The organism is Paracraurococcus lichenis, from assembly GCF_030657435.1.
GTDB lineage: Bacteria > Pseudomonadota > Alphaproteobacteria > Acetobacterales > Acetobacteraceae > Paracraurococcus > Paracraurococcus lichenis.
Window position 1 is genome coordinate 243873 of record NZ_JAUTWS010000005.1, and the last position, 25180, is coordinate 269052.

A 25180-nucleotide genomic window follows, 5' to 3' on the forward strand; every position below is an offset into this window, starting at 1 on the left:
CATCCGCTTCGCAGGTCCGCCGGGGCCGAACACGGACCGCGTCCGGTGCAGGCCGGTATTCAGAACACCGCGGCGAAGGGCAGCACCTGCACCCGGTCGCCGGGCGCGACCGCCAGCACATCCTCCGGCAGTTCCGCGAAGGCGTCGCTCTGGGTCAGGGAGGTCAGCAGCCCCGCTCCCTCGCGCTCGAACTTCTCGGCGACCGGCAGGGCGCCGCCCGGCCGCAGCCGCACCCGGACATATTCCCGCCGCCCGGCCTTCTTGCGGTAGGCGAAGCCGGCCTCGGCGGCGAAGCGCGGCAGCGGCTCGGCCGCCGCGCCGGCCAGGCGCAGCACCACCGGCCGCGCCAGGTGCAGGAAGGTCACCACCGCCGCCACCGGGTTCCCCGGCAGGCCCAGCACCGGCGTCCCGCCGATGACGCCCATGGCCGCCGGCCGGCCCGGTTTCACCGCGAGGCGCCAGAAGACCAGCCGCCCGCCCTGCTCGATGGCGGCGCGGACATGGTCCTCCTCCCCCGTGCTCACACCGCCCGAGGTCAGCAGCAGGTCGTGGCAGCCGGCGGCCTCACGCAGCGCCGCGGCGCTCGCCGCGGCCCGGTCGGGCAGGATGCCGAGATCGACGGCCTCCACCGGCAACCGCGCCAGCAGGGCGAGCAGGGTGAAGCGGTTGCTGTCATAGGTCTGCGCCGGGCCGAGCGCCGCGCCGGGCGAGGCCAGCTCGTCCCCCGTCGAGAAGACGCCGACCCGGATGCGCGGCGCGACCGGCAGGCTGGCATGGCCGAGCGCCGCGGCGAGGCCGATCTCCGGCGCCCGCAGCCGCCGGCCGGCCGGCAGGGCGACGGCGCCCTGCGCCACGTCCTCCCCGGCGGGCCGGGCATTGGCGCCGGGCCGGAGGCCGGGCGGGACCAGCACCGCGCCCTCCTCCAGCGCGGCATCCTCCTGCATCAGCACCGTGTCGGCCCCGGGTGGCATGGGGGCACCGGTGAAGATCCGGGCGGCGGCGCCGGCGGGCAGCGGCGCGGCGGCATGGCCGGCGGCGACGCGGCCCGCAAGATGCAGCCTGGTCGGCCCGCCCTCGGCCAGGTCCGCGTGGCGGAAGGCATAGCCGTCGACGGCGCTGTTGAAGAAGGGCGGCAGCGGCAGCGGCGCGACCAGGTCCCGCGCCAGCACCCGGCCCAGCGCGGCCGGGAGCGGCACGCTCTCCTCCCCGCCGAGCGGCGGGATGCGCACGGCGATCAGCGCCTCGGCCGCCTCCACCGAGAGCAGCTTGCCGCCGAAGGCGAAGCAGTCATCCGAGAGCTGCGCCACGCGCCATCACCCCATCCAGGCCGCGGCATCCACCGCGAAGCGCTGCACCAGATCGGCGACGGAATCCGCATCGTCCAGGGGGGCCCAGGGCAGGTCTGTCGCGGGCGGGCGGACATCGCTGGCGATGGCGGCGATCCGCGGGTCCTCCGGATGCAGCCAGGGCTTGCCGTTCTCCACCCGGTGGACCTCGATCTTGGGGAGGCTGTCGCGCTTGAAGCCCTCGACGATCACCAGGTCGACGGGCGAGAGGCGGGAGAGGAGGAAGCGCAGGTCGGGCTCCGGCGCGCCGCGGAGCTCGGTCATCAGCGCCCAGCGCTGCTCCGAGGCGACGAGGACCTGCCGCGCCCCGGCTTCCCGGTGCTTCCAAGAATCCTTGCCCGGCATGTCCACGTCGAAGCGGTGATGCGCGTGCTTGAGGGTGGAGACGCCGAGGCCGCGGCGGGCGAGGCAGGGGATGAGCCGGGTGAGGAGGGTGGTCTTGCCCGCCCCGCTCCAGCCGGCGAGGCCGATGAGCTGCATGCCGGGGGTATAGGGGAGAGCGGGCCCGGGCGGCACTCCCCCGCCCAGGCCGGGCAATGGGCCATCGACGCAAGCCCATCCCGGTTGGAGGTGCGCGTCCCCTCCCCCGCCGCGGCGGAGGCGGCGGCGAGGTCAATCGGCGCCGTAGGCCCTGGCCGCGGGGGGCGGGGCGCGGTGGGCCGTCGCGACCTCCTGCACCCAGAGGCCGTGGTGCTCCTTCGCCCAGTTGAGGTCCACCTCCCCGGTGCTCATGGCCTCGACCGCGCCCTCCATCCCGACCGAGCCGATATAGATATGCGCCAGCATGGCCGCGATCATCAGCACCGCGATGATGCCGTGCACCATGTGCGCGAGCTGCATCCCGGCGATGTCGGTGACGGCGAAGGGGAAGATCAGCATGTAGCCGGAGGCGGCGACGAGGCCGCCGCCGAGCACGGTGATCCAGAACACCATCTTCTGCCCGGCATTGAACCGCCCGGCCTCCGGATGGCCGCGGCCGATGAAGCCGCCGCCCAGCCTGACCCAGTCGATGTCGCGGGCGTTCGGGATGTTGTCCCTGGCCCAGAGCAGCAGCATCGCGACGACGCCGAGGGTGAAGGGGAAGGCCAGGTAGTTGTGGGCGTATTTCCCGGCGATGGTGAGCGCCGTGAAACCCTCCGGCCCGATCAGCGGCAGCAGCAGGTGGCGGCCGAAGGTGAGGTTCAGGCCGGTGAGCCCGAGGATGATGAAGCAGGAGGCCACCATCCAGTGGTTCGCCCACTCCAGCAGGGAGAAGCGGGTGATGGTCCGGCCGGCGGGGCCGCCCGCGATCGGGATGCGCCCCTTGGCGAGGAAGAAGGCGAGGAGCAGGGCGAGGACGCCGAGCACCGCGACGCCGCCGACCCAGGCGAGGGTGCGGTTGTGGAATTCCCGCCAGGCCTGGCCCTGCGGCTGCACCAGGCTGGCCGCGCGGGCATCGGGGATGGAGACGCGGCCCTCGATCCGGCCGCCCCGCAGCATGCGCTGCAGCTCCATCTCCTCGGCCGAGACGGTGACGCCGCCGGGGCCGGAGGCGGGGGCCTGCGCCCGGGCCGCGCCGCCGGCGAGCGAGAGCGCGAGCAGCGCCGCGAGGAGGATGCGGGTCATGCGGTCACGTCCTGCTTGTAGGCGGTGCGCCAGCCCCAGGCGCCGGAGCCATAGCCGCGGCGCGTCACGCGGTCCTTGTAGATGCCGGCGATGATGTCGCCGTCGCCGGCGAGCAGCGCCTTCGTGCTGCACATCTCGGCGCAGAGGGGCAGCTTGCCCTCGGCGATGCGGTTGGCGCCGTACTGCATGTACTCGACCGCCGTATTGTCCTGCTGCGGCCCGCCGGCGCAGTAGGTGCACTTGTCCATCTTGCCGCGGCCGCCGAAATTGCCGATGCGCGGATATTGCGGCGCGCCGAAGGGGCAGGCGTAGAAGCAGTAGCCGCAGCCGATGCAGAGGTCCTTGTCGTGCAGCACGATGGCATCGGCCGTCGTGTAGAAGCAGGAAACCGGGCAGACCGCGGCGCAGGGCGCGTCCGTGCAGTGCATGCAGGCCATGGAGATCGAGCGCTCGCCCGGCCTGCCGTCGTTGATGGTGACGACGCGCCGGCGGTTGATGCCCCAGGGCACCTCGTGCTCGTTCTTGCAGGCGGTGACGCAGGCGTTGCACTCGATGCAGCGGTCGCTGTCGCAGAGGAATTTCATGCGTGCCATCAGTATGTCTCCCTCCGGGAGTGGCTGCGATTCACGCTCCGCGCCTCGCGGCGCTCCTCGATCGCAACCATGATCAGGCACTCCGGATCTGGCAGAGGGTGACCTTGGTCTCCTGCATGAAGGTCACCGGGTCGTAGCCATAGGTGGTCAGGGTGTTCACGCTCTCGCCCAGCACGATCGGGTCGGTGCCGGCGGGGTAGTATTTCCGCCGGTCCTCGCCCTGGAACCAGCCGCCGAAATGGAAGGGCATGAAGGCGACGCCGCGGCCGACCCGCTCGGTCACCAGCGCCTTCACGCGGGCCTTGCTCTGGCTCTCCGGCCCCGTCACCCAGACCCAGCCACCATCCCTGATGCCGCGCGCGGCCGCGTCGGCCGGGTTGATCCCGACGAACATCTCCTGCTGCAGCTCGGCGAGCCACTTGTTGGACCGCGTCTCCTCGCCGCCGCCCTCGTATTCCACGAGGCGCCCGCTGGTGAGGATGATGGGGAAGTCCTTCACGACGGTCGCGCTGCGCGCCTGCAGGCTCTGGCCGAGATGCGGCATGCGGAAGCCGCGGCGGTCCGGCAGCGTCGGGTATTGCGCCATCAGGTCCGGCCGCGCGGTGTAGATCGGCTCGCGGTGCACCGGCACCGGATCGGGCAGGTTCCAGGCCACCGCACGGGCCTTCGCGTTCCCATAGGGCACGCAGCCATGCTCCATCGCGACGCGGATGACGCCGCCGGAGAGGTCGGTGGCCCAGCCCGCGCGGTCGATGTTCTGGCCGAAATGCCGCTCGAGGCTCGCCTTCTCCGCCGCGCTCAGCTCCTCGAACCAGCCGAGCTTCTTCAGCACGGCGACGGTGAACTCGGGATAGCCGTCCTGGATCTCCGAGCCCTTGGAATACGACCCCTCGGCCAGCAGGGTCTGGCCGTTCCGCTCCACGCCGAAGCGGGCGCGGAAGGTGCCGCCGCCCTCCTTCACGTGCAGCGCGGTGTTGTAGAGGATGTGGGTGCCGGGATGCTTCATCTCCGGCGTGCCCCAGCAGGGCCAGGGCAGGCCGTAGAACTCGCCTGCGACAGGCGTGCCCGGCTTGCCGCGCAGCGTCACCAGGTCGAAATGCTGCTGGTTCGCCATGTGGAGCTTGAGGCGATCCGGGGACTGGCCGGTATAGCCGATGCTCCAGAGGCCGCGGTTCATCTCCCGCAGGATGCTCTCGGCCGAGACGCGTCCGTCCTTCACCTCGATGTCGCGGAACATGCGGTCGGCGAAGCCGAGGCGCTGCACGAGCGCGTACATCACGTCGTAGTCGTTGCGGCTCTCGAAGATCGGCTCCACCACCTTGGCGCCCCATTGGAGCGAGCGGTTGGAGGCGGTGCGGCTGCCGTCCATCTCGAAGCTGGTGCAGACCGGCAGCAGATAGGTCCCGTCGCGCCGGCCGGAGATCATGGAGAAGGTCGTCGGGTGCGGATCGGCGACGACCAGCAGCTCAAGCTTCTCGAGCCCCTTCACCATCTCCGGCATGCGGGTGACGGTATTGCCGCCATGGCCGAAGACCATCATGGCCTTCAGCCCATGCGGCTGCTGGACATAGGCCTGGCCGTCGGCCTCGGTCTTCTCCGCCTCGCCCGGCATGACGACCGCGTCGAACCAGCGCGTGGTCGGTACGCCCGGCATCTCCATCAGCGCCTTGGAGCCGAAGCGCGCGAGCAGCCAGTCGTAGTCCACGCCCCAGACGCGCGCCCAGTGCCGCCAGGCATTCTCGTCCAGCCCGTAATAGCCGGGCAGCGTGGTCACATCGAGGCCGAGGTCGGTCGCCCCCTGCACGTTGCAATGGCCGCGGAAGATGTTGGCGCCGGTGCCGCTGGACCCGACATTGCCGGTCGCCAGCAGCAGGATGGAATAGGCGCGCACATTGGCGGTGCCGACGGTCTTCTGCGTCGCGCCCATGCACCAGATGAGCGTCGCCGGCTTCTGCCTGGCGAAGAGTTCGGCAACGCGGCGAAGCTGCTCGCCCGGCACGCCGGTGACGCGCTCGACCTCATCCGGCGTCCATTTCGCGACTTCCGCCCGGACCTCGTCCATGCCGTAGACGCGCTGCTTGATGAACTCGGCATCCTCCCAGCGATTGGCAAAAATGTGCCAGAGCATGCCCCAGATCAGCGGAATGTCCGTCCCCGGCCGCAGCCGGACATATTCGGTGGCGTGCGCGGCAGTGCGGGTGAAGCGCGGGTCGATGACGATCAGGTTGGCGCGGTTGACCTCCTTGCCGGACAGCACGTGTTGCAGGCTGACCGGATGCGCCTCCGCCGGGTTGCCGCCCATGATGATCATGGTGCGGGCATTGCGGATGTCGTTGTAGGAGTTGGTCTGGGCGCCGTAGCCCCAGGTATTGGCCACGCCCGCGACGGTGGTCGAGTGGCAGATACGCGCCTGGTGGTCGACCGTATTGGTGCCCCAGAAGGCCGCGAGCTTGCGGTAGAGATAAGCGGCCTCGTTGGTGAACTTGGCCGAGCCGAGCCAGAAGACGCTGTCAGGACCGGTTCGGCCGCGGATGTCTGCGAGTTTTGCCGCGATCTCGTCCAGCGCCGCGTCCCAGGACAGCCGTTGCCACTGGCCGCCCACCAGCTTCATCGGATATTTCAGGCGGCGGTCGCCATGGACCAGCTCCCGCACGCTCGCGCCCTTGGCGCAGTGGGTGCCGCGGTTGATCGGCGATTCCCAGGCCGGCTCCTGCCCGACCCAGACGCCCTCCTGCACTTCCGCGATGACCGAGCACCCGACGGAACAATGGGTGCACATGTTCTTCACGCGGGTGACCGGCCTGGCATGGTCCAGCACGCCGGTCGCGGCGCCGGTCGCAGCATCCGCCGCCTGGGCGCGCCCGCCGCCGAGCGCGCCGAGCACGGCAAGCCCCGCGCCGCCGAGGCCGGCCTGGCGCAGCAGGGACCGGCGGTCGAGCCCTCCCGAGGACAATCCCTGATAGGTTGAGACGAGGCGCTGCGTTGCGGCACGCGCCTCCGAGCGCTTGATCAGCATGGCCCTGCTCCGTCGCTCAGTGCTCGTAGGCGTTGGTGCGGTAGAAGGCCTTGACGTGGTCGGTCTCGCGGTAGCGGGCGGCGACGCGGATGGCCTCGCTCTCCTTGCGTGCATCCTTCGCGGGCACCGCATCGGCGCGCTGCGCCGCGGCCGTGCCGATGCCCGCCGCCGCGGCGGCGCTGCCCATGCCGAGCGCGCGCAGCAAGCCGCGGCGCGCCGCCACCTCTCCGTCCTTCCTCCCGCTCATCGCCTTCAAGCCCCCGCAGTCACCCCGGCAGATCCGCTGCCGCCTGTTCGATCTCGACCGCGACGCGTCCCAGCGCGCCGACGGACCGGTAGAAGCGTGCCGCCTCGGCACCCTCGAGGTCGGCGAAGAACCGCGCCGCCCAGGGCCGCATGTGGCGCCGGAAGAAAGGCTCTGCCTCCGCCGGCTTGCCGAGCCGACCCTCGATGAGGCCGGCCAACGTCTCGCAGAGGAAGGCCATGTGGTCCTCCGGCTCCGTCACGTCCCCGCGGCGGGCGATGCCGAGCCGGGCGAGGTCGCCGCGCAGCTCGGCCAGCGGCCGCTCATGCAGGAAGCCGGTGAGGTAGTAGGAGGCATAGGGCAGCAGCTCACCGCGACCGAGGCCGGTGAAGAGCGCGAAATACTCGCGCTCCAGCGCCACGAGTTCGGCCGACGCGGCGGCGCGGGCGAGGCCGCCGATCGCCTCCCCGACCGGGCTGGCATTGCCCGGAAGGGCGGCGAGGCGCTGCAGCAGCTCCGGCTCCGGCACGGCGACGAGCAACCGGGCGAGCAGGGCGAAGAGCTGCGCCCGCTCCGCATCCACCGGATCGCTTTGCCGGGTCCCGGGGCTCATCGCCTGCCGCGCCATGCCTCCCTGGCTTCGTGGATGGCTTCGTGGAATTTCGTCCATCTGATCCTGACGTTACCGTTTAGGTTTGTCCAGTGCACCCCTTTGCAAAGGCGCAAAGAATAACAATGCGGCGACGGCCTGTGCCCCGGCCCCGCCGCGGACGCCCTGCGGAATGGATGGAAAGGCCGGGGATGATCGCCGAGGTCGATCATCCGGCGGCTCAGACCGGGACGGCACCCCCGTGACGCCGCGGCGCCGCCGCCACGGGGGCGGGCTCCGGCGCGGGGTCGGGCGGCGTCTCCACCGCCGCGGAGGGCGGGTCCAGGCGCAGGGGCTCCGGCGCGGCGTCGGCCAGGGCGGGCGGGTCGGGCGCCGCGGGTGGCGTCCCGGCCTCCGCCTCCGCCTCGTCCCGCAGGCCGATGGCCTGGGCGAGGAGCTTGCGCACCTCCCCGCCGAGTTCGAGCGAGAAGCCCGCCATCCCGTCCGGCGCGTTGAAGTCCCAGGCATAATCGGCCGGGCCGACATAGTCCCGAATGGCGGGGTCGAGGGTCCAGGCGCGCCGCAGCGCCGCCGTCCGCAGCGCGGCCGGCACCTGCGGGCGGAGGAAGGCGGTGATGTCGCTCTCCGCCGTCAGGCTCTCGAGGGGCGGCAGGCTGGCGGGGTCGAAGGCCGGCTCCGCGGATGTCGGGGCGGTCGCGGCCTCGGCCGGCACCATGGCCGGCGGCGAGGGCCCGGCCAGGGCGGGGGGCGGCGCCTCCGGCATCGCGGCCCGCGGCGCCTCCGGCGTGACAGGTCGTGGCGCCTCCGGCGTGACAAGTCGTGGCGCCTCCGGCGCGGGCCGGCCGGCGGCGGCGCGCTTGCGGCGGGACCAGCGGCCGAGGAAGCCTTCCCCGGGCCCTTCCCCCTTGGCCTCCTCGCTCATCCCGTCTCCTCCTCGCCGGCGCGGCGGCCGCCGCGGGCCAGCGCCTCGGGATCGGCGCGGTCGCGGCGGCGCTTCTGGAAGCGGCGCTCGACATGGTGCTGGGCGGTGAAGGCCTCGGTCAGCGCGCGCAGGCCGGGCGGCATGGGCAGCGATTCCAGCAGGTCGGCGCCGGAATCGGCATAGATCTCGGCCTCGCCGGCATCGACGGTGACGAGGTGCAGCACCCAGCCGGGCGCGGCCTCCGTCGGGCGCAGCACCACCCAGACCAGCGGCGGGCTGGCCCCGAGGTTGTCGCGGTAATTGCTGGTATCGGTCGGGTGCAGCGCGACCTCCGCCTCGCCGGCGAAGAAGAGGGTGCGGCCCGCCTCCTCCCGCAGCACGGTCCAGGGCGGGACGGGCGGCGCTTCCTCCAGCACCTCGACCACGCGCCAGGACCACTCGGCCCAGCGGGTCGCGCCGGGGCGGCGCTCGGCCAGCACGGCGACCGGGATGCGGAGCGTGCCGGGGACTTCCAGGCGGCTGCTCATGCCCCCGCCTCCGCATCCTTCAAGGGCAGGCCCACCAGGTTCTGCGGCTTCATGCGCACCCTCTGCGCCGCATCCATCGCCAAGGCGAGGTAGACTGGCTTCCCCGCGGCCCGCGGCAGCACCCGCGAGGGCTCGGCGAAGTCCAGCACGCCCAGCCAGAGAATGCGCGCGAGCCTCGCCTGCTGCACGGGCCTGCCCTGCCAGAGATCATTGGCGATGGCCGTGGCTTCCGCGTCCAGGCCGACATGCCAGGTCCAGTTGCGGTCCTCGATGACCGGGACGGGGCGGATGGCGACCTCCTCCCCCATGACGTGGCGGATGAAGCGCTCCAGCGCGCGGGCGAGGCCGTGCTGGCCCGGCCGCCCCTCGGCGATGTCGAGGGCGAGGTCATGCGCGTCGGAGCGGGCGCGGTAGCCGGGGGCGAGCTCGTCCGAGAGCACCTCCAGCTCGACCTCGCGCGGCGGCGCCCCGGCCTCGGTCAGCAGGCGGCCGATGGGGCCGAGGTCGCCGTCGGCGGCGCGGGCGTCGAGATATTCCTCGTCGGCCAGCAGGGTCGCGCCCTGGTGGATGGCGGCGCGCTGCGGGCGGAAGAGAAGCTCGGCGGCGCGGAGGGCGAAGGCGTCCGCCTCGTCCTCCAGGGCGGCGCGGGTGACCAGGTGCGTCAGCATCTGGAGAAACAGCGGCGGGATGCCCGCGACGTTCCCGCGGAAGAGCGCGAGCCAGGCGGCCTCGAGCGTCGGCTGCGCCTGGACCCGGTCGCGGAAAGCGAGGAAGACCTGCCAGTTCTCCCGTGCATCCGCATCGGCCAGCGCCGCGACCTGCGCCGGCGGCACGGCGCGCAGCGGGTCAGCGAGCAGGCCGGTGTGCAGGGCGAGTTCGGCGTCGCAGGCCTCCTCGGGCGGGACCAGTTCCGGCCGGGCGAGGAAGGCGCGCCAGAGATCGGGCGTCGGCAGCAGCCTTCCGGCCGGATCGCGGTCGCAGAAGAGGTGGCCGGAGGCGACCCATAAATCATTCATGTCGGGGGCAGGCTCGTCAGGTCGGGGCGTTCCGGGGCCTCGTCGTCGGTCTCCACGATCGAGAAGACGGGCAGGCTGCCGAAGTCGCGGTGCGGGGCCTCGCGCCGGTGGAGGGTGCGGAAGCGCTCGCGCACGGCACCGTCCTCCACCGCGCGGGAGAGGGCGAGGACGGTGCCGGGCGGGTGGTCGCAGAGGGAGGCGGCGAAGGCGATCTCCTCCTCCGCCGCGGCGCAGGCGGCAGCCTCGTCCGGGGCGCCATAGGCGGCGCGGATATGAGCGGCCAGGGCCGCGGTCGCGGCCTCGCGCTGGTCGGGCGTCGCCTCGGCGACCTCGACCAGGGTGGAGAAGCCGAAGGAGGCGAGGCCGAGGAAGCCGGCGCGGAATTCCTGGCGCCGCTTGCCGGCGAGGCTGGCCGGGTCCTCGTCCCAGAAGTCGAAGCCGCCGGGCACGGCCCATTCGCCCGGCTCGGCGGCGCGCTGGAACACGACGAGGTCGGACGGATCGAGTCGGACGGTGCGAGGGAGTTTGCAAAGGGGGGTCTCGAAGGGGGGCTTCGCCCCCTTCGCGGGGTCCGGGGCGGAGCCCCGGGACGGGGCCGTCATGGCGCGAGCCTCCGCCGCTGGCGCGCCCCATCCCGATCCAGGACGAGGTCACCCGTCGCCGGGTCGATGCCGCGCCTGAGGCCCGGCACGTCGCGCTCATCCCGCAGCCGCGCCAGGTAGCGCTCGGCGAGCCGCGCCGGGCCCTTCGCCTGCCAATCGTCCAGCGCCGCCATGAGGTGGCGCGCCCAGGCGGCGGTGAGGTCGGGGACGGAGATATCCTCCCACCCCTCCTCCAGCAGGCCGGTGAGGTCGGGCACCTCCCCGGGCTCGAGCGGCAGGGTCAGGGTGATCCGGGCCTCCATGCCGACGACCAGCCAGTCCGGCACGGCGTCCTCCGCCGTGCCGGGCGGGGCGGCGAGGCGGACCTGGCCGCAGCCGGCGCCGTTCACCAGCAGCCGGCCGGGCCAGAGGAACTCCACCGGTACCTCGGGCGGCCCGAAGGCGCCCAAGGCATCGGCCAGCGCATTGGCGGCGGCGAGGAGAGCGAGCCGGGCGGCGGCCAGCGGCATCTCCGGCTCCAGCACCACCGCCGCCTCGGCCCGGGCGGCGGAGCCGACCCAGGCGAGCGTCCCCGCCCCCTGCTCCGGCGCCAGGGCGACGGCGCGGGCCAGGGCATCGCCGCCCTCCCGCAGGGGGACGGGGCGGAAGACGGTCGGCAGGTCGGGAAGGACGTGGATCGGCACGGCTCCGGGGACAGGGTCGCAAGCGGCGGATCGCGGGCATATATGCGCTGCGGCCCGCGGCGCCCAGGCGCGCGGGCCAGCGGAGGGGCCGCGTGCCCTCCTCCCCATCCCCTTTGACGGGCCGGCCGAGGCGCCGGGCGAAAGCGCCCGGGGCGATGGCCGCCCGAGGATCGAGACCGGCATGCCCGAGCGGGACCAGCGTATCGCCTTCGTCTGCAGTTGCGAGGACACGATGGTCCTGGACGGCCGGGCCCTCCGGCGCGGCTGCGCGGCCGAAGGCGCCGAGCTGCGGACCGCCGAGCAGCTCTGCCGCGCGCAGCTCGACCGCTTCACGGCAGCGCTGGGCGAAGGGCGGCCGATCACCGTCGCCTGCACGCAGGAGGCGCCGCTGTTCGGCCAGGAGGCCGAGGCGGCGGGCGCGACCGCGCCGCTCGCCTTCGTCAATGTCCGGGAGACCGGCGGCTGGGCGCGGGAGGGCGCGGCGGCGGGCCCGAAGATGGCCGGGCTGCTGGCCATGGCAGCGGTGCCGCTGCCGCCCGTCCCGCTGGTGCCGCTGAAGAGCGAGGGGGTGACCCTGGTGCTCGGCCGCGACGCGACGGCGCTGGCGGTCGCGGAGCGCCTGGCGGACCGGCTGGACCTGACGGTGCTGCTGACCGGCGAGGCGCCGGTGCAGCCCGCGCGCGCCGCGGCCTTCCCGGTGCTGCGCGGCCGGGCGAAGGCCGCGACGGGGTTCCTCGGCGAGTTCGAGGTGGTGGTGGACGGCTATGCCGCACCCGCGCCCTCCTCGCGCGATGCCTATCGCTGGGGGCCGGCGCGGGACGGGGCGAAGAGCCGCTGCGACCTGCTGCTGGACCTGACCGGCGGCGCGCCGCTGTTCCCGGCACATGCGGTGCGGCCGGGCTATCTTCGCGCCGACCCCGCGGATGCCGCGGCGGTGGAGCGGCTGGTGGCGGAGGCCGGCGGGCTGGTCGGGGAGTTCGACAAGCCGCGCTTCGTCGATTTCGAGGCCGGGCTCTGCGCCCATAGCCGCAACAGGCGGGTGGGCTGCACCCGGTGCCTCGACCTCTGCCCGACGGGCGCGATCGCGCCGGGCCGGGACAGCGTGGTGATCAGCGCCGAGATCTGCGCGGGCTGCGGCACCTGCGCCGCGGTCTGCCCGACCGGGGCCGCGACCTATGCCCTGCCGCCGCCGGCGACGACGCTGGCGCGGCTGCGCGCCCTGCTGCTGGGCTATGCCGAGGCGGGCGGGCGCGACGCGGTGCTGCTGCTGCACGATGCGACGCATGGCGAGCCGCTGATCGAGGCGCTGGCGCGGCATGGCGAGGGGCTGCCGGCGCGGGTGCTGCCGTTGCGCGTGAATGAGGTCTCGCAGCTCGACCTGACGACGCTCGCCGCCGCCCTGGCCTGGGGCGCGGCCGGGGTGCGGGTGCTGCTGCCGGGCCGGCGCGGGCACGGGACGGAGGGGCTGTTCCGCAACCTGGACTATGTGGGCGCGGCGCTGGACGGGCTGGGCCTCGCCGCGGCGCTGCCGCGCGCCGGGGCGATCGAGACCGACGACCCCTTCACGCTGGGCGAGGCGCTGGCCCCGGCCATGGCGCTGCGCGCGGGCTGGGCGCCGGCGCAGTTCCTGCCGCTGGGGACGCCGCGGGAGGTGCTGCGGCTGGCTTTGCGCGGGTTGCATGACGCCGCGGGCAGCGCCGCGCCGGCGGTGGTGCCGATGCCGGAGAAGGCGCCCTTCGGCCTGGCGCGCGTGGCCGCCGAGGGCTGCACCCTCTGCCTCGCCTGCACCATGGTCTGCCCGACCGGCGCCTTCTCCGCCAATCCGGAGACGCCGCAACTGCGCTTCCTGGAGGATGCCTGCGTGCAGTGCGGGCTCTGCGCCGCGACCTGCCCGGAGCGGGTGATCGCGCTCGAGCCGCGCCTCAACTTCGCCGAGGCGGCGGCGCAGCCGCAGGTGGTGAAGGAGGAGGCGCCGGCGCTCTGCACCCGCTGCAGCAAGGCCTTCGGCACGCGGAGCAGCATCGAGCGGGTGAAGGCCAAGCTGACCGCCGGCGGCCACTGGATGTTCGCCGATCCGAAGCGCCTGGCGGTGCTGGAGATGTGCGAGGACTGCCGCGCCATCGAGGCGACCTTCGGCGGCCTGGACCCCTATGCCGGCCCGCCGCGGCCCGTCACCAAGACCACGGAGGACTGGCTGCGGGAGGCGGAGCGGGCCAGGACCGCCGCCGCCCGTGGGGAGTAGCGCCTGGGCGCTACTCCGCCACCATCTCGCCGGAGCCGCCGAACTCCGCCGGGAAGTCCTTCAGCTTCGGCAGCCCGTCCTTCATGGGCAGCACCGTCTCGGCGTAGTTCACGTGCACGCCGGGCTTGAAGGGCAGGTCCGGCAGGGTGGCGGAGAAGATGTCCACCATGTTCAGCGGCGGGTGGCGGGTCATCAGGTGACCGCCGCACTTGCTGCAGTACTGCCGGTGGCTCATCTCGGTCTTGGCGAAGGTGGCGATGTTCTCCTCGCCCTTGGTCACCTTCACCGCCTCGGGCGCCCAGAGGGTGAAGGCATTCACCGGCCCGCCGGACCAGGACCGGCAGGACCGGCAATGGCAGTAGCCCATGCCCGCCGGCTCGCCGGTCGCCTCGAGTTCGACGGCGCCGCAGAAGCAGGCGCCCTTGTAGCTGGGCATCGCGTCCTCCCCTTGTGCTGAGGGACGCAAGCCTGCACCGGTTGCCGCCGCATGGCCAAGCATCCTGCGCGCACGGACACGCGATGACCGGCCGCCTCGACCGCGGGAGTGGCGGGCTGCCTCCGCCGCCCCGTCGTCTCCGCGGGCGGCTCGCGGCTGGCGCAGGACCACCCCCGGTGTCAGCCCCCGCGCGCCTCGAGGAACCGCACGCCCTGGCCGCGCGGGGCGCCGATCACCTCGTCCTCGCGCATCGCCACCTCGCCGCGCAGGACCGTCATGATCGGCCAGCCGGTGCAGCGGTGCCCGGCGAAGGGCGTCCAGCCACAGGGGGAGACGATCCAGCTCTCCTCGATGGTCCGCTGCTTCCGCATGTCCACGACGGTGAAGTCGGCGTCGTAGCCGGCGGCGAGCCGCCCCTTGCCGGTCACGCCATAGACCCGCGCCGGCCCGGCGCACATCAGGTCGGCGAGGCGGGAGAGGGAGAGCCGCCCGGCGCTGACATGGTCGAGCATCAGCGGGACGATGGTCTGCACGCCGGTCAGCCCCGCGGCGCAGTCGGGCCAGGGCCGCTCCTTCGCCGCGCGGCTGTGCGGCGCGTGGTCGGAGCCGACGACATCCACCCGGCCATCGGCGACGGCGGCCCAGGCGGCCTCCATGTGGCGCTGGTCGCGGATCGGCGGGTTCATCACGGCATAGCCGCCGAGGCGGTCATAGGCCTCGTCGGTCTGGGTGAGGTGGTTGAGCAGCACCTCGACCGTGCAGACATCGCGGAAGTCGCGGAGATAGTCGAGCTCCTCGGCGGTCGAGACGTGCAGGATATGCGCGGGGCGGCCGGTGCGGCGGGCCAGCGCCATCAGCCGGCGGGTGCCGAGGAAGGCGCATTCCACGTCGCGCCAGACCATGTGGTTGCGGTGCGGCATGCCGCTCTTGAACTGCGGCTTCCTCTCCTGCAGGCGGTACTCGTCCTCCGAATGGTAGCAGATGCGGCGGCGGCCGCTGCGCATCACGGCTTCCAGGGAGGCATCGTCCTCCACCAGCAGGTCGCCGGTGCTGCTGCCCGCGAAGACCTTCACGGCGCAGACATTGGGCTGCTGCTCGAGCGTGCCGAGGTCCTCGATGTTCTTCTTGGACGCCCCGACATAGAGCCCGACATCGACCCAGGCGCGGCCGTCCAGGTAGCCGCGCTTCCAGTCCAGCCGCTCGCGGTCGGTGATGGAGGGCGCGGTATTCGGCATGTCGAAGACCGCGGCCAGGCCGCCGAGCAGCGCGCCCTTCGTGCCATGCGCCAGGTCCTCGACCGCCGGGTCGCCGGGGTCGCGGAGATGGACATGCGCGTCGATCAGGCCGGGGAGGACATGCAGGCCGCGGCAATCGACCTCGTTGGCGGCATGCGCGGTGCGGAGGTCGCCGAGGGCGGCGATCCGCCCCTCCCGTACCCCGACATCGGTGGTCTCGACGCCCCAGGGCAGCACGCAGGCGCCGCCGCGCAGGATGAGGTCGTAGCTGGCCATGGGCGGGGTTCCTCCTTGGGGCGCGATCGGGCGGTTCCTATACTCCCTCCCGCCATGCCCGACGATGCCGGCCTCCATGACCGCGACTGGTACGCCTGGACCCAGGACCAGGCGGCGCGGCTGCGTGCCTGGCCGGAGCATCTCCGCCCCAATGGCCTGGATGTGGAACTGCTGGCCGAGGAGGTGGAGGAGTTGGGGGGATCGCAGCGCCGCGCCGTCGAGTCCCTGCTGCGCCAGGTCGTCATCCACTGCCTCAAGCTGGAATTCCATCCGGCGGAGGAGGCCAGGGCGCACTGGATGCGGGAGATCGACGGGTTCCGCGCCCAGGTCGAGACCGAGTTCCGCGACAGCCCCTCGCTCCGGGCCCGGCGCGGCACCCTGTTCGGCCAGGCCTGGGACAAGGGCCTGCGCATCGTCCGGCGGGAGCTGGAGCGCGAGGCGCCCGAGGCCGCCCGCGCCTTCGCCGTTGCCGTCCCGGCCGAGGGTCCGCCGCGCTACGACCTCGACGCCCAGGTCCTGAACGAGGACTGGTACCCCGCGCCGCCGGCGCCCTGAACCCTGCTACCGTCACGCCGCGGGCGAGGGGCGGGGTTCCTCCTTGGGGCGGGGTCGGGCGGTTCCTATACTCTCCCCGCCATGCCCGACGATGCCGGCCTCCACGACCGCGACTGGTACGCCTGGACCCAGGACCAGGCGGCGCGGCTGCGCGCCTGGCCGGAGCATCTCCGCCCCAATGGCCTGGACGTGGAGGAGGTCGCCCAGGAGATCGAGAGCCTGGGCAAGTCCGATCGCCGGGCGATCACGTCGTTCCTGCGGCTGATCGCGCTGCATGCGCTGAAGATGGAATTCCACCCGGTCACCGAATTCGCCGGCCATTGGCGAAAGGAGATCGGCAATTTCCGGGACGAGTTGGGCCGCCTCTTCGAGGAGAGCCCGAGCCTGTTCGCGCAGCGGGAGGCGCTCTTCGCCAAGGCCTGGCGGGATGCCCGGCGCGAACTCGCCCGCGACCTGGGGGTGGATGCCCCCGAGGCCGCCCGCGCCTTCGCCGCCGCCGTCCCGGCCGAGGGTCCGCCGCGCTACGACCTCGACGCGCAGGTCCTGAACGAGGACTGGTATCCGGCGCCGCCGGCGCCCTGAGCCGCGCCACCGTCGCGCGGCCGGACCATCCGGCAACCGCCGCGAAGCCCGCCACGTTTCCGCGGCGGCCCGCCAAAAGGCAGGCCGGAAACGGCAAGGAAAACCCCACATGGCACTGGACCGGGACGTCGACAGGGATACCAGGGAAGCGAACCGCGCGATCGTCATGGTCGGCGCCGGCGCCATCATCAGCGTCGTCGTGATGTACCTGCTCGAGAAGATCTTCTGAACGACGCCCTGATCGGGCGCTACCGTCCCGACAGGACCTCGAAGACGTCCCCCTCCGCCCGCCGCCCCTCGACATGGCGGCGGTGCCAGAGGGCGTAGAACAGCAGGTGCCAGGCGGCGAAGCCGCGATGCTTCTCGCCGCCGGCATGGCGGAACAGCGCCGCCACCCGGTCCGGCCGGGCGATCTCGGCGACGCCCGGCTGCGCCGCGACCAGCGGGCCGAGGCGGTCACCCACATGCTCGATCCAGGCGCCGACCGGCACGGTGAAGCCCTGCTTGGGCTTGAAGGGCTCGGCCGCCGGCAGGTGCCGCGCCAGCCACTGCCGCAGCAGCCACTTGCCGGTATGGCCCTGCACCTTCAGCGCATCTGGCAGGCGGAAGGCGGCAGCGGCGACGCCGGGGTCGAGCAGCGGGGTCCGCCCCTCCACCCCATGCGCCATCAGGCAGCGGTCGAGCTTGATGAGCAGGTCGTTCGGCAGCCAGTCCGCCACGTCCAGCGCCTGCGCCGCCTGCAGGCGGGACCGGCCGCCGGTCGCCGCCGCGGCCTCCGCCGCGCCGATGCCGTCGCGCCAGCCCGTCGGCGCCTCCCGCAGCACGTCCACGCGGTCGAAGCTGCCATGGGCGCGCGGCGTCTTGCCGCCCAGCCACCACGGCTTCATGGCGGCGCGGTAGCGGCCATAGCCGCCGAAGAGCTCGTCGCCGCCCTCGCCGGAGAGCACCACCTTCACCTCCTCCCGCGCCCGCCGGGCGAGGAACCAGGTGGGGATGATGGCGTAGTCGGCCGCCGGGTCGTCCATGGCGCCGACGATCTCGGGCAGGTGGCGCCAGACCATCGCCTCGGTCACCGCGACGGTGACGTGCCGCGCGCCGGCCGCCGCGGCCAGCGAGGCGGCCTGGATGCGCTCGTCCGCCGCGCCCGCCACGTCGAAACCGGCGGTGAAGGCCAGCACCGGCCGCTCGTTCAGGCGGGCCATCATCGCCAGCACCGCCGCGCTGTCGATGCCGCCAGAGAGGAACATGCCATAGGGCACGTCGCTGCGCTGGTGCAGCGCGACGCTCTCCTCCAGCGCCGCGTCCAGCCGCAGCAGCGCCTCCTCGGTGGCGATGACCTCCGGCCCGCCCTCGGGCAGCGCCGCGCGCCGGCGGCGCTCCGTCACCGCGCCGTCCGAGATCACCACGGTCTCGCCCGGAAGCACGCGGTGGATGCCCTCGAAGATCGTCTCCGCGCCGGTGGTGAACTGCAGCTGCAGCAGCTCCGCCCGCGCCGCCGCGCGCACCCGCGGCTGCACCAGGCCGGCCGCGACCAGCGCCTGCGGCTCGGAGGCGAAGGCGATGCCGCCGGCCACCTCGGCGGTATAGAGCGGCTTGATGCCGAAGGGGTCGCGGGCGAGGACCACCTGCTTCGCCGCGCGGTCCTGCAGGACGATGGCGTACATGCCGCGCAGCGCCTCGGCGAAGGCCGCGCCGTCGCGGCGCCAGAGATGCAGCGGCGGCTCGCAGTCGCTCTGCGTCGCACAGCGGAGCTGGTTGGCCTCGCGCAGCTCCCGGTAGTTGTAGACCTCGCCATTGGCGACCAGCGCCGCCGGCCCGGCGAAGAGCGGCTGGTCGCCGGTGACGAGGTCGATGATGGCGAGCCGCGTATGCGCCAGCGCGACGGGGCCCGAGACATGGTGCCCCGCGCCGTCCGGCCCGCGATGCGCCAGCGCGCGGGTCAGGGCGTCGAGCGTCGCGCCGTCCGGCTCCAGCCCCTGCCGCAGCGCCAGGCCCGCCAGGCCGCACATCAGCGCGGCATCCCGGCGGCCGACGGCACGACGGAGCGGAGGAATTCCCGCCAGCGCGCCAGCACCGGCGCCTCGGCATGCGCCCGCTCGAACTCGGCCCGGCCGGCAGCGGCGAGGCGCGCGCGGCGGGCCGGGTCGGCCAGCAGGCCGCCGATGGCAGCGGCCAGCGCCGCCGGGTCCTCCTTCGGCACCAGCAGCCCGGTCACCCCGTCGCGGATCAGCTCGACCGGCCCGTGCACCGCAGCGGCGACGACCGGCCGCGCCGCCGACCAGGCCTCCAGCACCACATTGCCCAGCGGCTCGTGGCGGGAGGGGCAGACGAATACGTCGCAGCCCCCGAGCAGCGCCCCGGCATCCTGCCGCCAGCCGAGGAAGGCGACGCGGTCCGCGACGCCGAGCGCGCGCGCCAGCCGCTCCAGCGCGCCGCGCTCCGGCCCCTCACCGGCGAGCGAGAGATGCGCCCCCGGCAGTCGGGCGAGGGCGCGCAGCAGCAGGTCGAAGCCCTTGTTGACATGCAGCCGGCCGAGCGCCAGCAGCCGCGGCGCGCCCGGCGGCGCCGGCAGGGCCGCGGGCGCGACTCCGGTGAAGTCATGCGCGAAATTCGGCACGAAATGCGCCCGCTCCGCCGGCCAGCCCTGGCGGATGAACCAGTCCCGGAGGTCGCGGGTATTGCCGACGAGGTGGTCGCAGCCGCGATAGTATTTCAGGTCGTAATAGCCGCCGAGCCGCCCGACCAGCGTCCAGGGCGCGCCGGTCCGGCGCTTGACGGCGCCGGCATAGCGGCCGGCGCGGCTCTGCCAGGCCACCACCACCTGCGGCCGGAAGGCGTCCAGCAGGCGGCGCAGCCTTCCGCCCGTCCGCAGGTCGAAATAGCCGCCGAAATCCAGCTCGACCGGCGCCAGGCCCCCGGCCCGGAGCCGCGCCGCGCGTCCCGCTTCCTGCCGGATCACCGCCAGCACCTCCTCGCCGGCGGCATGCTGCGCGAGGGTGAGGCGTTCATAAAAGGCCTCGGCGCCGCCGACAGCGGCACCGCCCATCACATGCGCGATGCGCAGCGGCGGGTCGGCCAGGGCCGGGATGGCCGAGAGGGCGGGGGCATCGAGGCTCATGCCAGCGCCTCGAAGCGGGCGGCGACCTCGTCCCAGGAGGGGCCGGGGCCGCGGGCGAGCGCCGCGCGGTGCATGGCGGACCAGGCAGCGTCGTCGGAGAGCAGGCGGATGGCGGCGGCGGCGAAGCCAGCCTCGTCCCGGGCGACCACGCCGGTCACGCCATCCGCCACGCGCTCCGGCACGGCGCCGAGCGGCGTGACCACGGCCGGCAGGCCCATCGCCTGCGCCTCGGCCAGGGCCAGGCAGAAGGTCTCGCCGGTATCGCCGCGATAGAGCATCAGGCGGGCCTCACGCAGGCGCGCGGCGAGGCCGGCGCGCGGCAGGGGGTCGAAGATCCGGACGCCCTGGCCGGCCAGCGCCTCGGCGCGGGCCAGCACGGGCGCGGCATGGGCAGCGAGGCGCGCATCGCCGCCATAGGTGGCGGCACCGGTGTAGAGGTGCAACTCCGCATCCGGGACCGCCGGCCGGATGCGCTGCGCCCATAGGTCGAGCAGCCAGAGCAGGCCGCGGCGGGGGTTGGAGGCGAAGACCGCGACGGGCGGTGGCGGCGGCCGCTCCGTGGCGCCCGCATCGAAGGGCGGGGCGAGGGCCAGCGGGATCTCGACCGGGCGGATCGGCATCCAGCCGCGCAGGCTCCGGGAATGGGCGGGGCCGAGGGTGACGAGGCGCGGCCAGGTCGCCAGCATCGGCGGGATGTTGCGCGCCTTGCGCAGGTAGCCCCCCGGGTTGTGCAGCCAGAGCACGCGGCGGCCCGCGGGCATCCAGCGGAAGAGCCGCGGCGAGCGGTTGGCGATGACCAGCGCCGCCGGCGCGCCGCCGCGGGCGAGAGGCGCCCAGCGAAGGCCGCCGCGCGCCTCGGCGAGGTCGCGGCCGGCGCGCAGTTCGACCTCGTGGCCGCGGCGGAGGAAGGCCTCGGCCAGCAGGGCGAAGGCGGTCTCGACCCCACCCATCGGCCGCTCGCCCACCGACTCCGGCCCGAGGCGCGGGCCGTCCGTCGCCATGACGATGCGCATCAGCGCGCCTCCGCCGCGACGCGCATCAACGCGCCTTCGTCACGATGCACGTCCGCGCGCCTTGGCCGCGGCGCATCCGCACGCCTTCGTCGCGACGCATCAGCGGGGCGCGGCAGGGCGGTGGCGCTCCGGCTCCAGCCGCGCCTTCAGGTGCGACAGCAGCGGGAAGAGCCCGGCGCAGAGGGCGATCAGCAGGCCCCAGCCGCCCTCCCGGTAGCCCTTGCGGCCGACATAGCACTTGATGATGCGGGAGAGGCAGCGGCGGAGGTTGTCGGGCAGCGAGCCGATCCGCCCGGCGGCCAGCAGGTCGGCCGCCTTGGCGGAGGAGTAGCGGTCCAGCCGCCGGAGCATGTCGGAGATGTCGCGGTCCACCTCGTGCCGGATGCCATGCGCGGTGATCCGCTCGCCCTCCAGCGCGGCCCCCTCGGGGCCGGTCCAGTCGAGGCCGGGATGCACCCGCTGGCCGCGCCAGTGCTTGGCGCCGCGGCGGAACAGCACGGGCTTGAGGGTGGTGCCGAAGCTGCCGCCCCAGCCATGCAGGATGAGCCGGTCGCCTACGTAATTGTCGATGCGCACGCGGTGGAAGCCGTGCGGGGAGGCCGCCACCACGCGGCGGATCTCCTCCCAGAGTTCGGGCGGCACCCGCTCGTCGGCATCCACCTCGAGGATCCAGTCGCCGCTGCAGGCGGCGATGCCGGCATTGCGGCGCTCGCCCTCCAGCTCCCAGCCGCCCTCCACCAGGCGGGCGCCATGGGCGCGGGCGATCTCGGCGCTGGCATCGGTGCTGCGGTCCAGCACCACCACGATCTCGTCGGCGCCGCCCAGGCTGGCGAGGCAGGCGGGCAGCCGCGCCGCCTCGTTGCGGGCGACGACCAGGGCGGAGATGCGAAGCTTGGGCGGCCGATTCACGCCTGCGGTGCTCGGGACCTCCGGTCCCTCTGCCCTCCGGCGATCGGACGGCTCGATGCCGGGCGGCCGATTCACGCCTGCGGTGCTCGGGGCCTCCGACCCCTCCGCCCTCCGGCGATCGGACGCGGTCATGCCGCCACCTTCGCGGCCAGCAGCCGCTCCGCCGCTGCCAGCGCGCTCTCGAGCGTCAGGCCCGGCATGCTGTCGAGCGCCGGGCTGCCGGGGGCCACCGCCGTCGCGGTGCGGCGGCCGGCGGGGGCGTATTCCTCGACGCGGCTCGGGCCGAAGAGGCCCAGCGTCGGCGTGCCGGTCGCGGCCGAGAGGTGCATCAGCCCGCTGTCGTTGCCGACGAAGAGGGCGCAGCGCGCCAGCACCGCCGCGACCTCCGGCAGGGCCAGGGCGCCGACCAGGTCCACCGCCCGGTCGCCGAGCGCCTCCAGCACCGGCGCGGCCATCGCCCGCTCCTGCGGCCCCGGCCCGCCCAGGATGGCGGCGCAGGCACCCTCGAGCGGCGCGCCGGGCGCGGTCAGCGCCCGGAACAGCGCCACGAAGCGCTCGGCCGGCCAGACCTTGCGGTCCCAATTGGCGGTGGGGCCGAGGGCGATCCACATGCCCTCCCCCGGCAGCAGCTTCGCGGCGCGCGCCCGGTCGGCCTGGTTGAACCAGGCGACCGGCAGGGGCGGCGGATCGAGGCCGAGCAGCGCGCCGAGATGCGCGAGGCGATGCCCCGGCTGCCGGCCGCCGCGGATGACGTAGCGCTTCCGCGCCCGCACCAGCCAGGCGAAGGCCGAGCCGCGCAGGTCGACCACGATGTCCCAGCGCTGGCCCGCGACCTCCCGCCACAGCTCCCACCAATGGGCACGGAAGCGGCGCTTGGCCAGCACGATGGTCCAGGCGCGGTTCGGCATGCGGGCGAAGACCCCCTCCGCCACCGGGCCGCAGGCGACCGCGATCTTGGCGTGGGGATAGGTCCGGATCAGGTGGTCCAGCAGCCCGGTCGAGAGCACGGCGTCGCCGATCCGGGTGGAGGAGATGAAGAGGATGCGCACGGCGCGCGGCCTGTAGCACGGTTGCGGGCCGGACCCTACCCATCCGGCCCGTTGCGGCGGCGACGGGGAAGCCCCACCCTGTCGGCATGCCGATCGCAGTCCTGCCCGAGCGGGGCGTGGTGGAGGTGGCGGGCGAGGACCGCGTCGCCTTCCTCCAGGGCCTCGTCTCCAACGACGTCCGCGGGGCCGCCCCGGGGAACGCCGTCTTCGCCGCCCTGCTGACGCCGCAGGGCAAGTGGGTGTCCGAGTTCCTCATCCTGGCCGCGCCGGACCGGCTGCTGCTGGATGTCGAGCGCGGGCTGGTCGCGGCCACGCTGCAGCGGCTGACCCGCTTCAAGCTGCGGTCGAAGGTGACGCTGCGCGACGCCTCCGGCGACCTCGTGGTGCATGCGGGCTGGGGCGGGGCGCCGCTGCCCGACGGCGTGGTCGCCGCGCCCGACCCGCGGCTGCCCGAGGCGGGCTGGCGGGCGCTCGCGCCGGCGCCGCTGCCGGGGGCGGATGCGACGGCGGAGGACTGGGACCGGCACCGCCTGTCGCTCGGCCTGCCCGAGGGGTCGAAGGACCTGGTCGCGGAGCAGACCGTGCTGCTCGAGGCCGGCTTCGACGAGCTGCACGGCGTCTCCTGGACCAAGGGCTGCTACATGGGCCAGGAGCTGACGGCGCGGACCAAGTATCGCGGCTTGGTGAAGCGCCGGCTGGTGCCGGTGGCGGTGGAGGGTCCCCTGCCCGCCCCCGGCACGCCGGTGCTGGCGGATGGCGCCGAGGTGGGCGAGATGCGCTCGGGCCGCGACGGCCTGGGCGTCGCGCAGTTGCGGCTGGAGGCGCTGGATGGCCGCGCGCTCCGCTGCGGGGAGGCCGCGCTGACGCCGCGGATCCCGGGCTGGATGGTGCTGCCCGCCGCCGCCACCGCCTGATGCCGGCCGACCACGGCCCGGGCATCCGCGTGCCGCCACCGGTGCAGGTCGGCCTGCTGCTGCTGCTGGGCTGGCTGCTGCAGCGGCAGGTGCCGGTGCCGCTCGGCCGGCCGCTGCCCACGGTCGGCACCGGGCTGATGGCGCTCGGCCTCGCGCTCTCGGTCTGGACCGTGGTGTTCATGCTGCGCGCCGGCACCGACCCGCAGCCGCACAGGCCCGACCAGGCGCTGGTGGAGCGGGGGCCGTTCCGCCTCTCGCGCAACCCGATCTATCTCGGCTTCCTGCTGGTCGCGGCGGGCTTCGCCTGCCGCTGGGGCGACCTCTGGCCCTGGCTGGCGGCGGTCGGGGCCTTCCTGGTGCTCGACCGGCTGGCGGTGGCGCGGGAGGAGCGCTACCTGCGGCAGCGCTTCGGGGCGGCCTACGAGGCCTACCTGCTGCGGGTGCGGCGCTGGATCTGAAGGCGCAAGCATGCGCCTTCGACGCCGTCGAAGGCGACTGGTGCTGAAGGCCATGATGGCGAGGCTCGGGGTCGCTCGATGGGGTCGAGCGCGCGGAATGCGCGCCACGACCACATCACGCCGGCGGCGTCAGGCGTTCACCACCGTGCCGCCGTTCGGGTGCAGCGTCTGGCCGTTGATGTAGCTGCTGTCGGCATCGCTGGCGAGGAAGATGTAGCTCGGCGCGCATTCATCGGGCTGGCCGGCGCGGCCCATCCCGGCGCTCTCGCCATGCTTCGCCGTCTTCTCCTCGTCGAAGCTCGCCGGGATCAGCGGCGTCCAGATCGGGCCGGGCGCCACCGCATTCACCCGGATCTTCCTCTGCTGGAACAGCGCCTGCGACAGGCTGCGGGTGAAGGCGAGGATGGCGCCCTTGGTGCTGGCATAGTCGACCAGCATCGGGCTGCCCTTGAAGGCGGTGATCGAGGTCGTGTTGATGATCGCCCCGCCCTCCGGCATCAGCGGCAGGGCGTATTTCGTGATCCAGAACATGCCGAGGATGTTGCTGCGGAAGGTGCGCTCGACCTGCGCCTCGGGGATCTCCGCGAAATCCTCGCAGACATGCTGCTCGGAGGCATTGTTGACCAGGATGTCGATGCGGCCGCCGAGCGCCTGCGCCGCCTGGCTCACCGCCTGGCGCGCGAAGCCAGCATCGCCGACATCGCCGGCGATGGTGACGCAGCGGCGACCCGCGGCCTCCACATGGCGCTTCGTCTCCTCGGCGTCCTGGTGCTCGTTCAGGTAGAGCACCGCGACATCCGCGCCTTCCTTGGCGAAGCCGATCGCGACGGCGCGGCCGATGCCGCTGTCGCCGCCGGTGACGAGCGCGACCTTGCCCGCCAGCTTGCCGCTGGCCTTCCAATTCTCCATCCGGTCCCGCGGCTGCGGCGTCATCTCGGACTCGAAGCCGGGATGGCGGTTCTGGTGCTGCTTCGGCTGCGGGGTCTGCTTGTCGTCCGGCATGCTGGCTCTCCCGGTGATGCGGGGCCAACGGGGGCGCCGGCGCGGCAGTTGCCCGCGAGGCGCGGAACGGCAGGGCCACGCGGGCGCGATTGCGGCCGCGTGGCGCCGGACGGACGAAGGGCCCGGACGCGCCGGCATCCGGGCCCTTGTCGTGCCGCCCGCGGGGCGGTGCCTTGTATGTTGGGCGAGCCGATCCAGACCTCCGGGCCAACCGGGGCGCCCCACGA

25 protein-coding genes are annotated in these 25180 nt (G+C 73.8%); 5 read left to right on the forward strand and 20 right to left on the reverse strand.

Translation table 11 applies throughout. From position 1 onward, the window contains the following. Nucleotides 1-59: 59 nt before the first annotated feature. The 12 genes from Q7A36_RS07515 to Q7A36_RS07570 form a co-directional block, all read right to left on the reverse strand. A complete protein-coding gene (locus tag Q7A36_RS07515; protein WP_305103050.1) occupies nt 60-1307 on the reverse strand; it encodes a molybdopterin molybdotransferase MoeA in 1248 nt (415 codons plus the stop codon). A 6-nt stretch (nt 1308-1313) separates the two neighbouring features. After that, nucleotides 1314-1862 (reverse strand): molybdopterin-guanine dinucleotide biosynthesis protein B, encoded by a 549-nt coding sequence (mobB, locus tag Q7A36_RS07520; RefSeq protein ID WP_456306783.1) that lies wholly within the window; start codon nt 1860-1862, stop codon nt 1314-1316. A gap of 96 nt (nt 1863-1958) precedes the next feature. Next, complete coding sequence (locus tag Q7A36_RS07525; protein ID WP_305103051.1) at nt 1959-2951, reverse strand: formate dehydrogenase subunit gamma; 993 nt, start codon at nt 2949-2951, stop codon at nt 1959-1961. Further along, nucleotides 2948-3544, reverse strand: a complete 597-nt coding sequence (fdh3B, locus tag Q7A36_RS07530) for a formate dehydrogenase FDH3 subunit beta (RefSeq protein ID WP_305103052.1) — start codon at nt 3542-3544, stop codon at nt 2948-2950. Before fdh3B ends, Q7A36_RS07525 begins: the two co-directional genes overlap by 4 nt. A gap of 73 nt (nt 3545-3617) precedes the next feature. After that, nucleotides 3618-6560, reverse strand: a complete 2943-nt coding sequence (locus Q7A36_RS07535; RefSeq protein WP_305103053.1) for a formate dehydrogenase subunit alpha — start codon at nt 6558-6560, stop codon at nt 3618-3620. A 16-nt stretch (nt 6561-6576) separates the two neighbouring features. Continuing rightward, nucleotides 6577-6807, reverse strand: a complete 231-nt coding sequence (locus Q7A36_RS07540) for a hypothetical protein (RefSeq protein WP_305103054.1) — start codon at nt 6805-6807, stop codon at nt 6577-6579. Between the two features lie 19 nt (nt 6808-6826). Then, nucleotides 6827-7417 carry a TorD/DmsD family molecular chaperone gene (locus Q7A36_RS07545; RefSeq protein ID WP_305103055.1) on the reverse strand — a complete coding sequence of 197 codons (591 nt, stop codon included), beginning with the start codon at nt 7415-7417 and terminating at the stop codon, nt 6827-6829. 217 nt (nt 7418-7634) lie between these two features. Further along, nucleotides 7635-8336, reverse strand: a complete 702-nt coding sequence (locus tag Q7A36_RS07550) for a DUF3306 domain-containing protein (RefSeq protein WP_305103056.1) — start codon at nt 8334-8336, stop codon at nt 7635-7637. Beyond that, complete coding sequence (locus Q7A36_RS07555) at nt 8333-8863, reverse strand: DUF3305 domain-containing protein (RefSeq protein WP_305103057.1); 531 nt, start codon at nt 8861-8863, stop codon at nt 8333-8335. The genes Q7A36_RS07550 and Q7A36_RS07555 overlap by 4 nt, the downstream gene beginning before the upstream one ends. Continuing rightward, on the reverse strand, nt 8860-9879 hold the full coding sequence (locus tag Q7A36_RS07560) for a DUF6352 family protein (protein ID WP_305103058.1): 1020 nt from the start codon (nt 9877-9879) through the stop codon (nt 8860-8862). Before Q7A36_RS07560 ends, Q7A36_RS07555 begins: the two co-directional genes overlap by 4 nt. After that, entirely contained in the window at nt 9876-10481 is a 606-nt protein-coding gene (locus Q7A36_RS07565) for a DUF6505 family protein (RefSeq protein WP_305103059.1), read from the reverse strand. Before Q7A36_RS07565 ends, Q7A36_RS07560 begins: the two co-directional genes overlap by 4 nt. Then, nucleotides 10478-11164 carry a biotin/lipoate--protein ligase family protein gene (locus Q7A36_RS07570; protein ID WP_305103060.1) on the reverse strand — a complete coding sequence of 229 codons (687 nt, stop codon included), beginning with the start codon at nt 11162-11164 and terminating at the stop codon, nt 10478-10480. Before Q7A36_RS07570 ends, Q7A36_RS07565 begins: the two co-directional genes overlap by 4 nt. A 181-nt stretch (nt 11165-11345) precedes the next feature. Between Q7A36_RS07570 and Q7A36_RS07575 the strand changes: the two genes are divergently transcribed. Further along, nucleotides 11346-13406 carry a 4Fe-4S dicluster domain-containing protein gene (locus Q7A36_RS07575; RefSeq protein WP_305103061.1) on the forward strand — a complete coding sequence of 687 codons (2061 nt, stop codon included), beginning with the start codon at nt 11346-11348 and terminating at the stop codon, nt 13404-13406. A gap of 10 nt (nt 13407-13416) precedes the next feature. Here Q7A36_RS07575 and Q7A36_RS07580 read toward each other — a convergent pair whose 3' ends face one another. After that, a complete protein-coding gene (locus Q7A36_RS07580; RefSeq protein WP_305103062.1) occupies nt 13417-13842 on the reverse strand; it encodes a GFA family protein in 426 nt (141 codons plus the stop codon). A gap of 179 nt (nt 13843-14021) precedes the next feature. Continuing rightward, nucleotides 14022-15353, reverse strand: a complete 1332-nt coding sequence (locus Q7A36_RS07585) for a dihydroorotase (RefSeq protein ID WP_305103063.1) — start codon at nt 15351-15353, stop codon at nt 14022-14024. 54 nt (nt 15354-15407) lie between these two features. On the opposite strand from Q7A36_RS07585, the gene Q7A36_RS07590 reads away from it, so the two are divergent. After that, entirely contained in the window at nt 15408-15908 is a 501-nt protein-coding gene (locus Q7A36_RS07590; protein ID WP_305103064.1) for a DUF29 domain-containing protein, read from the forward strand. Nucleotides 15909-15989: 81 nt separating this feature from the next. Further along, a complete protein-coding gene (locus tag Q7A36_RS07595) occupies nt 15990-16490 on the forward strand; it encodes a DUF29 domain-containing protein (RefSeq protein WP_305103065.1) in 501 nt (166 codons plus the stop codon). 248 nt (nt 16491-16738) lie between these two features. Here the strand turns inward: Q7A36_RS07595 and asnB are convergent, their stop codons facing one another. The 5 genes from asnB to Q7A36_RS07620 form a co-directional block, all read right to left on the reverse strand. Continuing rightward, a complete protein-coding gene (gene asnB, locus Q7A36_RS07600) occupies nt 16739-18499 on the reverse strand; it encodes an asparagine synthase (glutamine-hydrolyzing) (RefSeq protein WP_305103066.1) in 1761 nt (586 codons plus the stop codon). Further along, nucleotides 18499-19608 carry a glycosyltransferase gene (locus tag Q7A36_RS07605; protein ID WP_305103067.1) on the reverse strand — a complete coding sequence of 370 codons (1110 nt, stop codon included), beginning with the start codon at nt 19606-19608 and terminating at the stop codon, nt 18499-18501. Before Q7A36_RS07605 ends, asnB begins: the two co-directional genes overlap by 1 nt. Then, nucleotides 19605-20621 (reverse strand): glycosyltransferase family 4 protein, encoded by a 1017-nt coding sequence (locus Q7A36_RS07610; RefSeq protein ID WP_305103068.1) that lies wholly within the window; start codon nt 20619-20621, stop codon nt 19605-19607. Before Q7A36_RS07610 ends, Q7A36_RS07605 begins: the two co-directional genes overlap by 4 nt. A gap of 99 nt (nt 20622-20720) precedes the next feature. Continuing rightward, on the reverse strand, nt 20721-21530 hold the full coding sequence (locus Q7A36_RS07615; protein WP_305103069.1) for a glycosyltransferase family 2 protein: 810 nt from the start codon (nt 21528-21530) through the stop codon (nt 20721-20723). Nucleotides 21531-21658: 128 nt separating this feature from the next. Continuing rightward, nucleotides 21659-22579, reverse strand: coding sequence for a glycosyltransferase family 9 protein (locus tag Q7A36_RS07620; protein WP_305103070.1), 921 nt, complete (start codon nt 22577-22579; stop codon nt 21659-21661). Nucleotides 22580-22665: 86 nt separating this feature from the next. Between Q7A36_RS07620 and ygfZ the strand changes: the two genes are divergently transcribed. Beyond that, entirely contained in the window at nt 22666-23493 is an 828-nt protein-coding gene (gene ygfZ / locus Q7A36_RS07625; RefSeq protein ID WP_305103071.1) for a CAF17-like 4Fe-4S cluster assembly/insertion protein YgfZ, read from the forward strand. After that, nucleotides 23493-23951 (forward strand): methyltransferase family protein, encoded by a 459-nt coding sequence (locus tag Q7A36_RS07630; RefSeq protein WP_305103072.1) that lies wholly within the window; start codon nt 23493-23495, stop codon nt 23949-23951. The genes ygfZ and Q7A36_RS07630 overlap by 1 nt, the downstream gene beginning before the upstream one ends. A 129-nt stretch (nt 23952-24080) precedes the next feature. Here the strand turns inward: Q7A36_RS07630 and Q7A36_RS07635 are convergent, their stop codons facing one another. Beyond that, complete coding sequence (locus Q7A36_RS07635) at nt 24081-24953, reverse strand: SDR family oxidoreductase (RefSeq protein ID WP_305103073.1); 873 nt, start codon at nt 24951-24953, stop codon at nt 24081-24083. Nucleotides 24954-25180 lie beyond the last annotated feature (227 nt).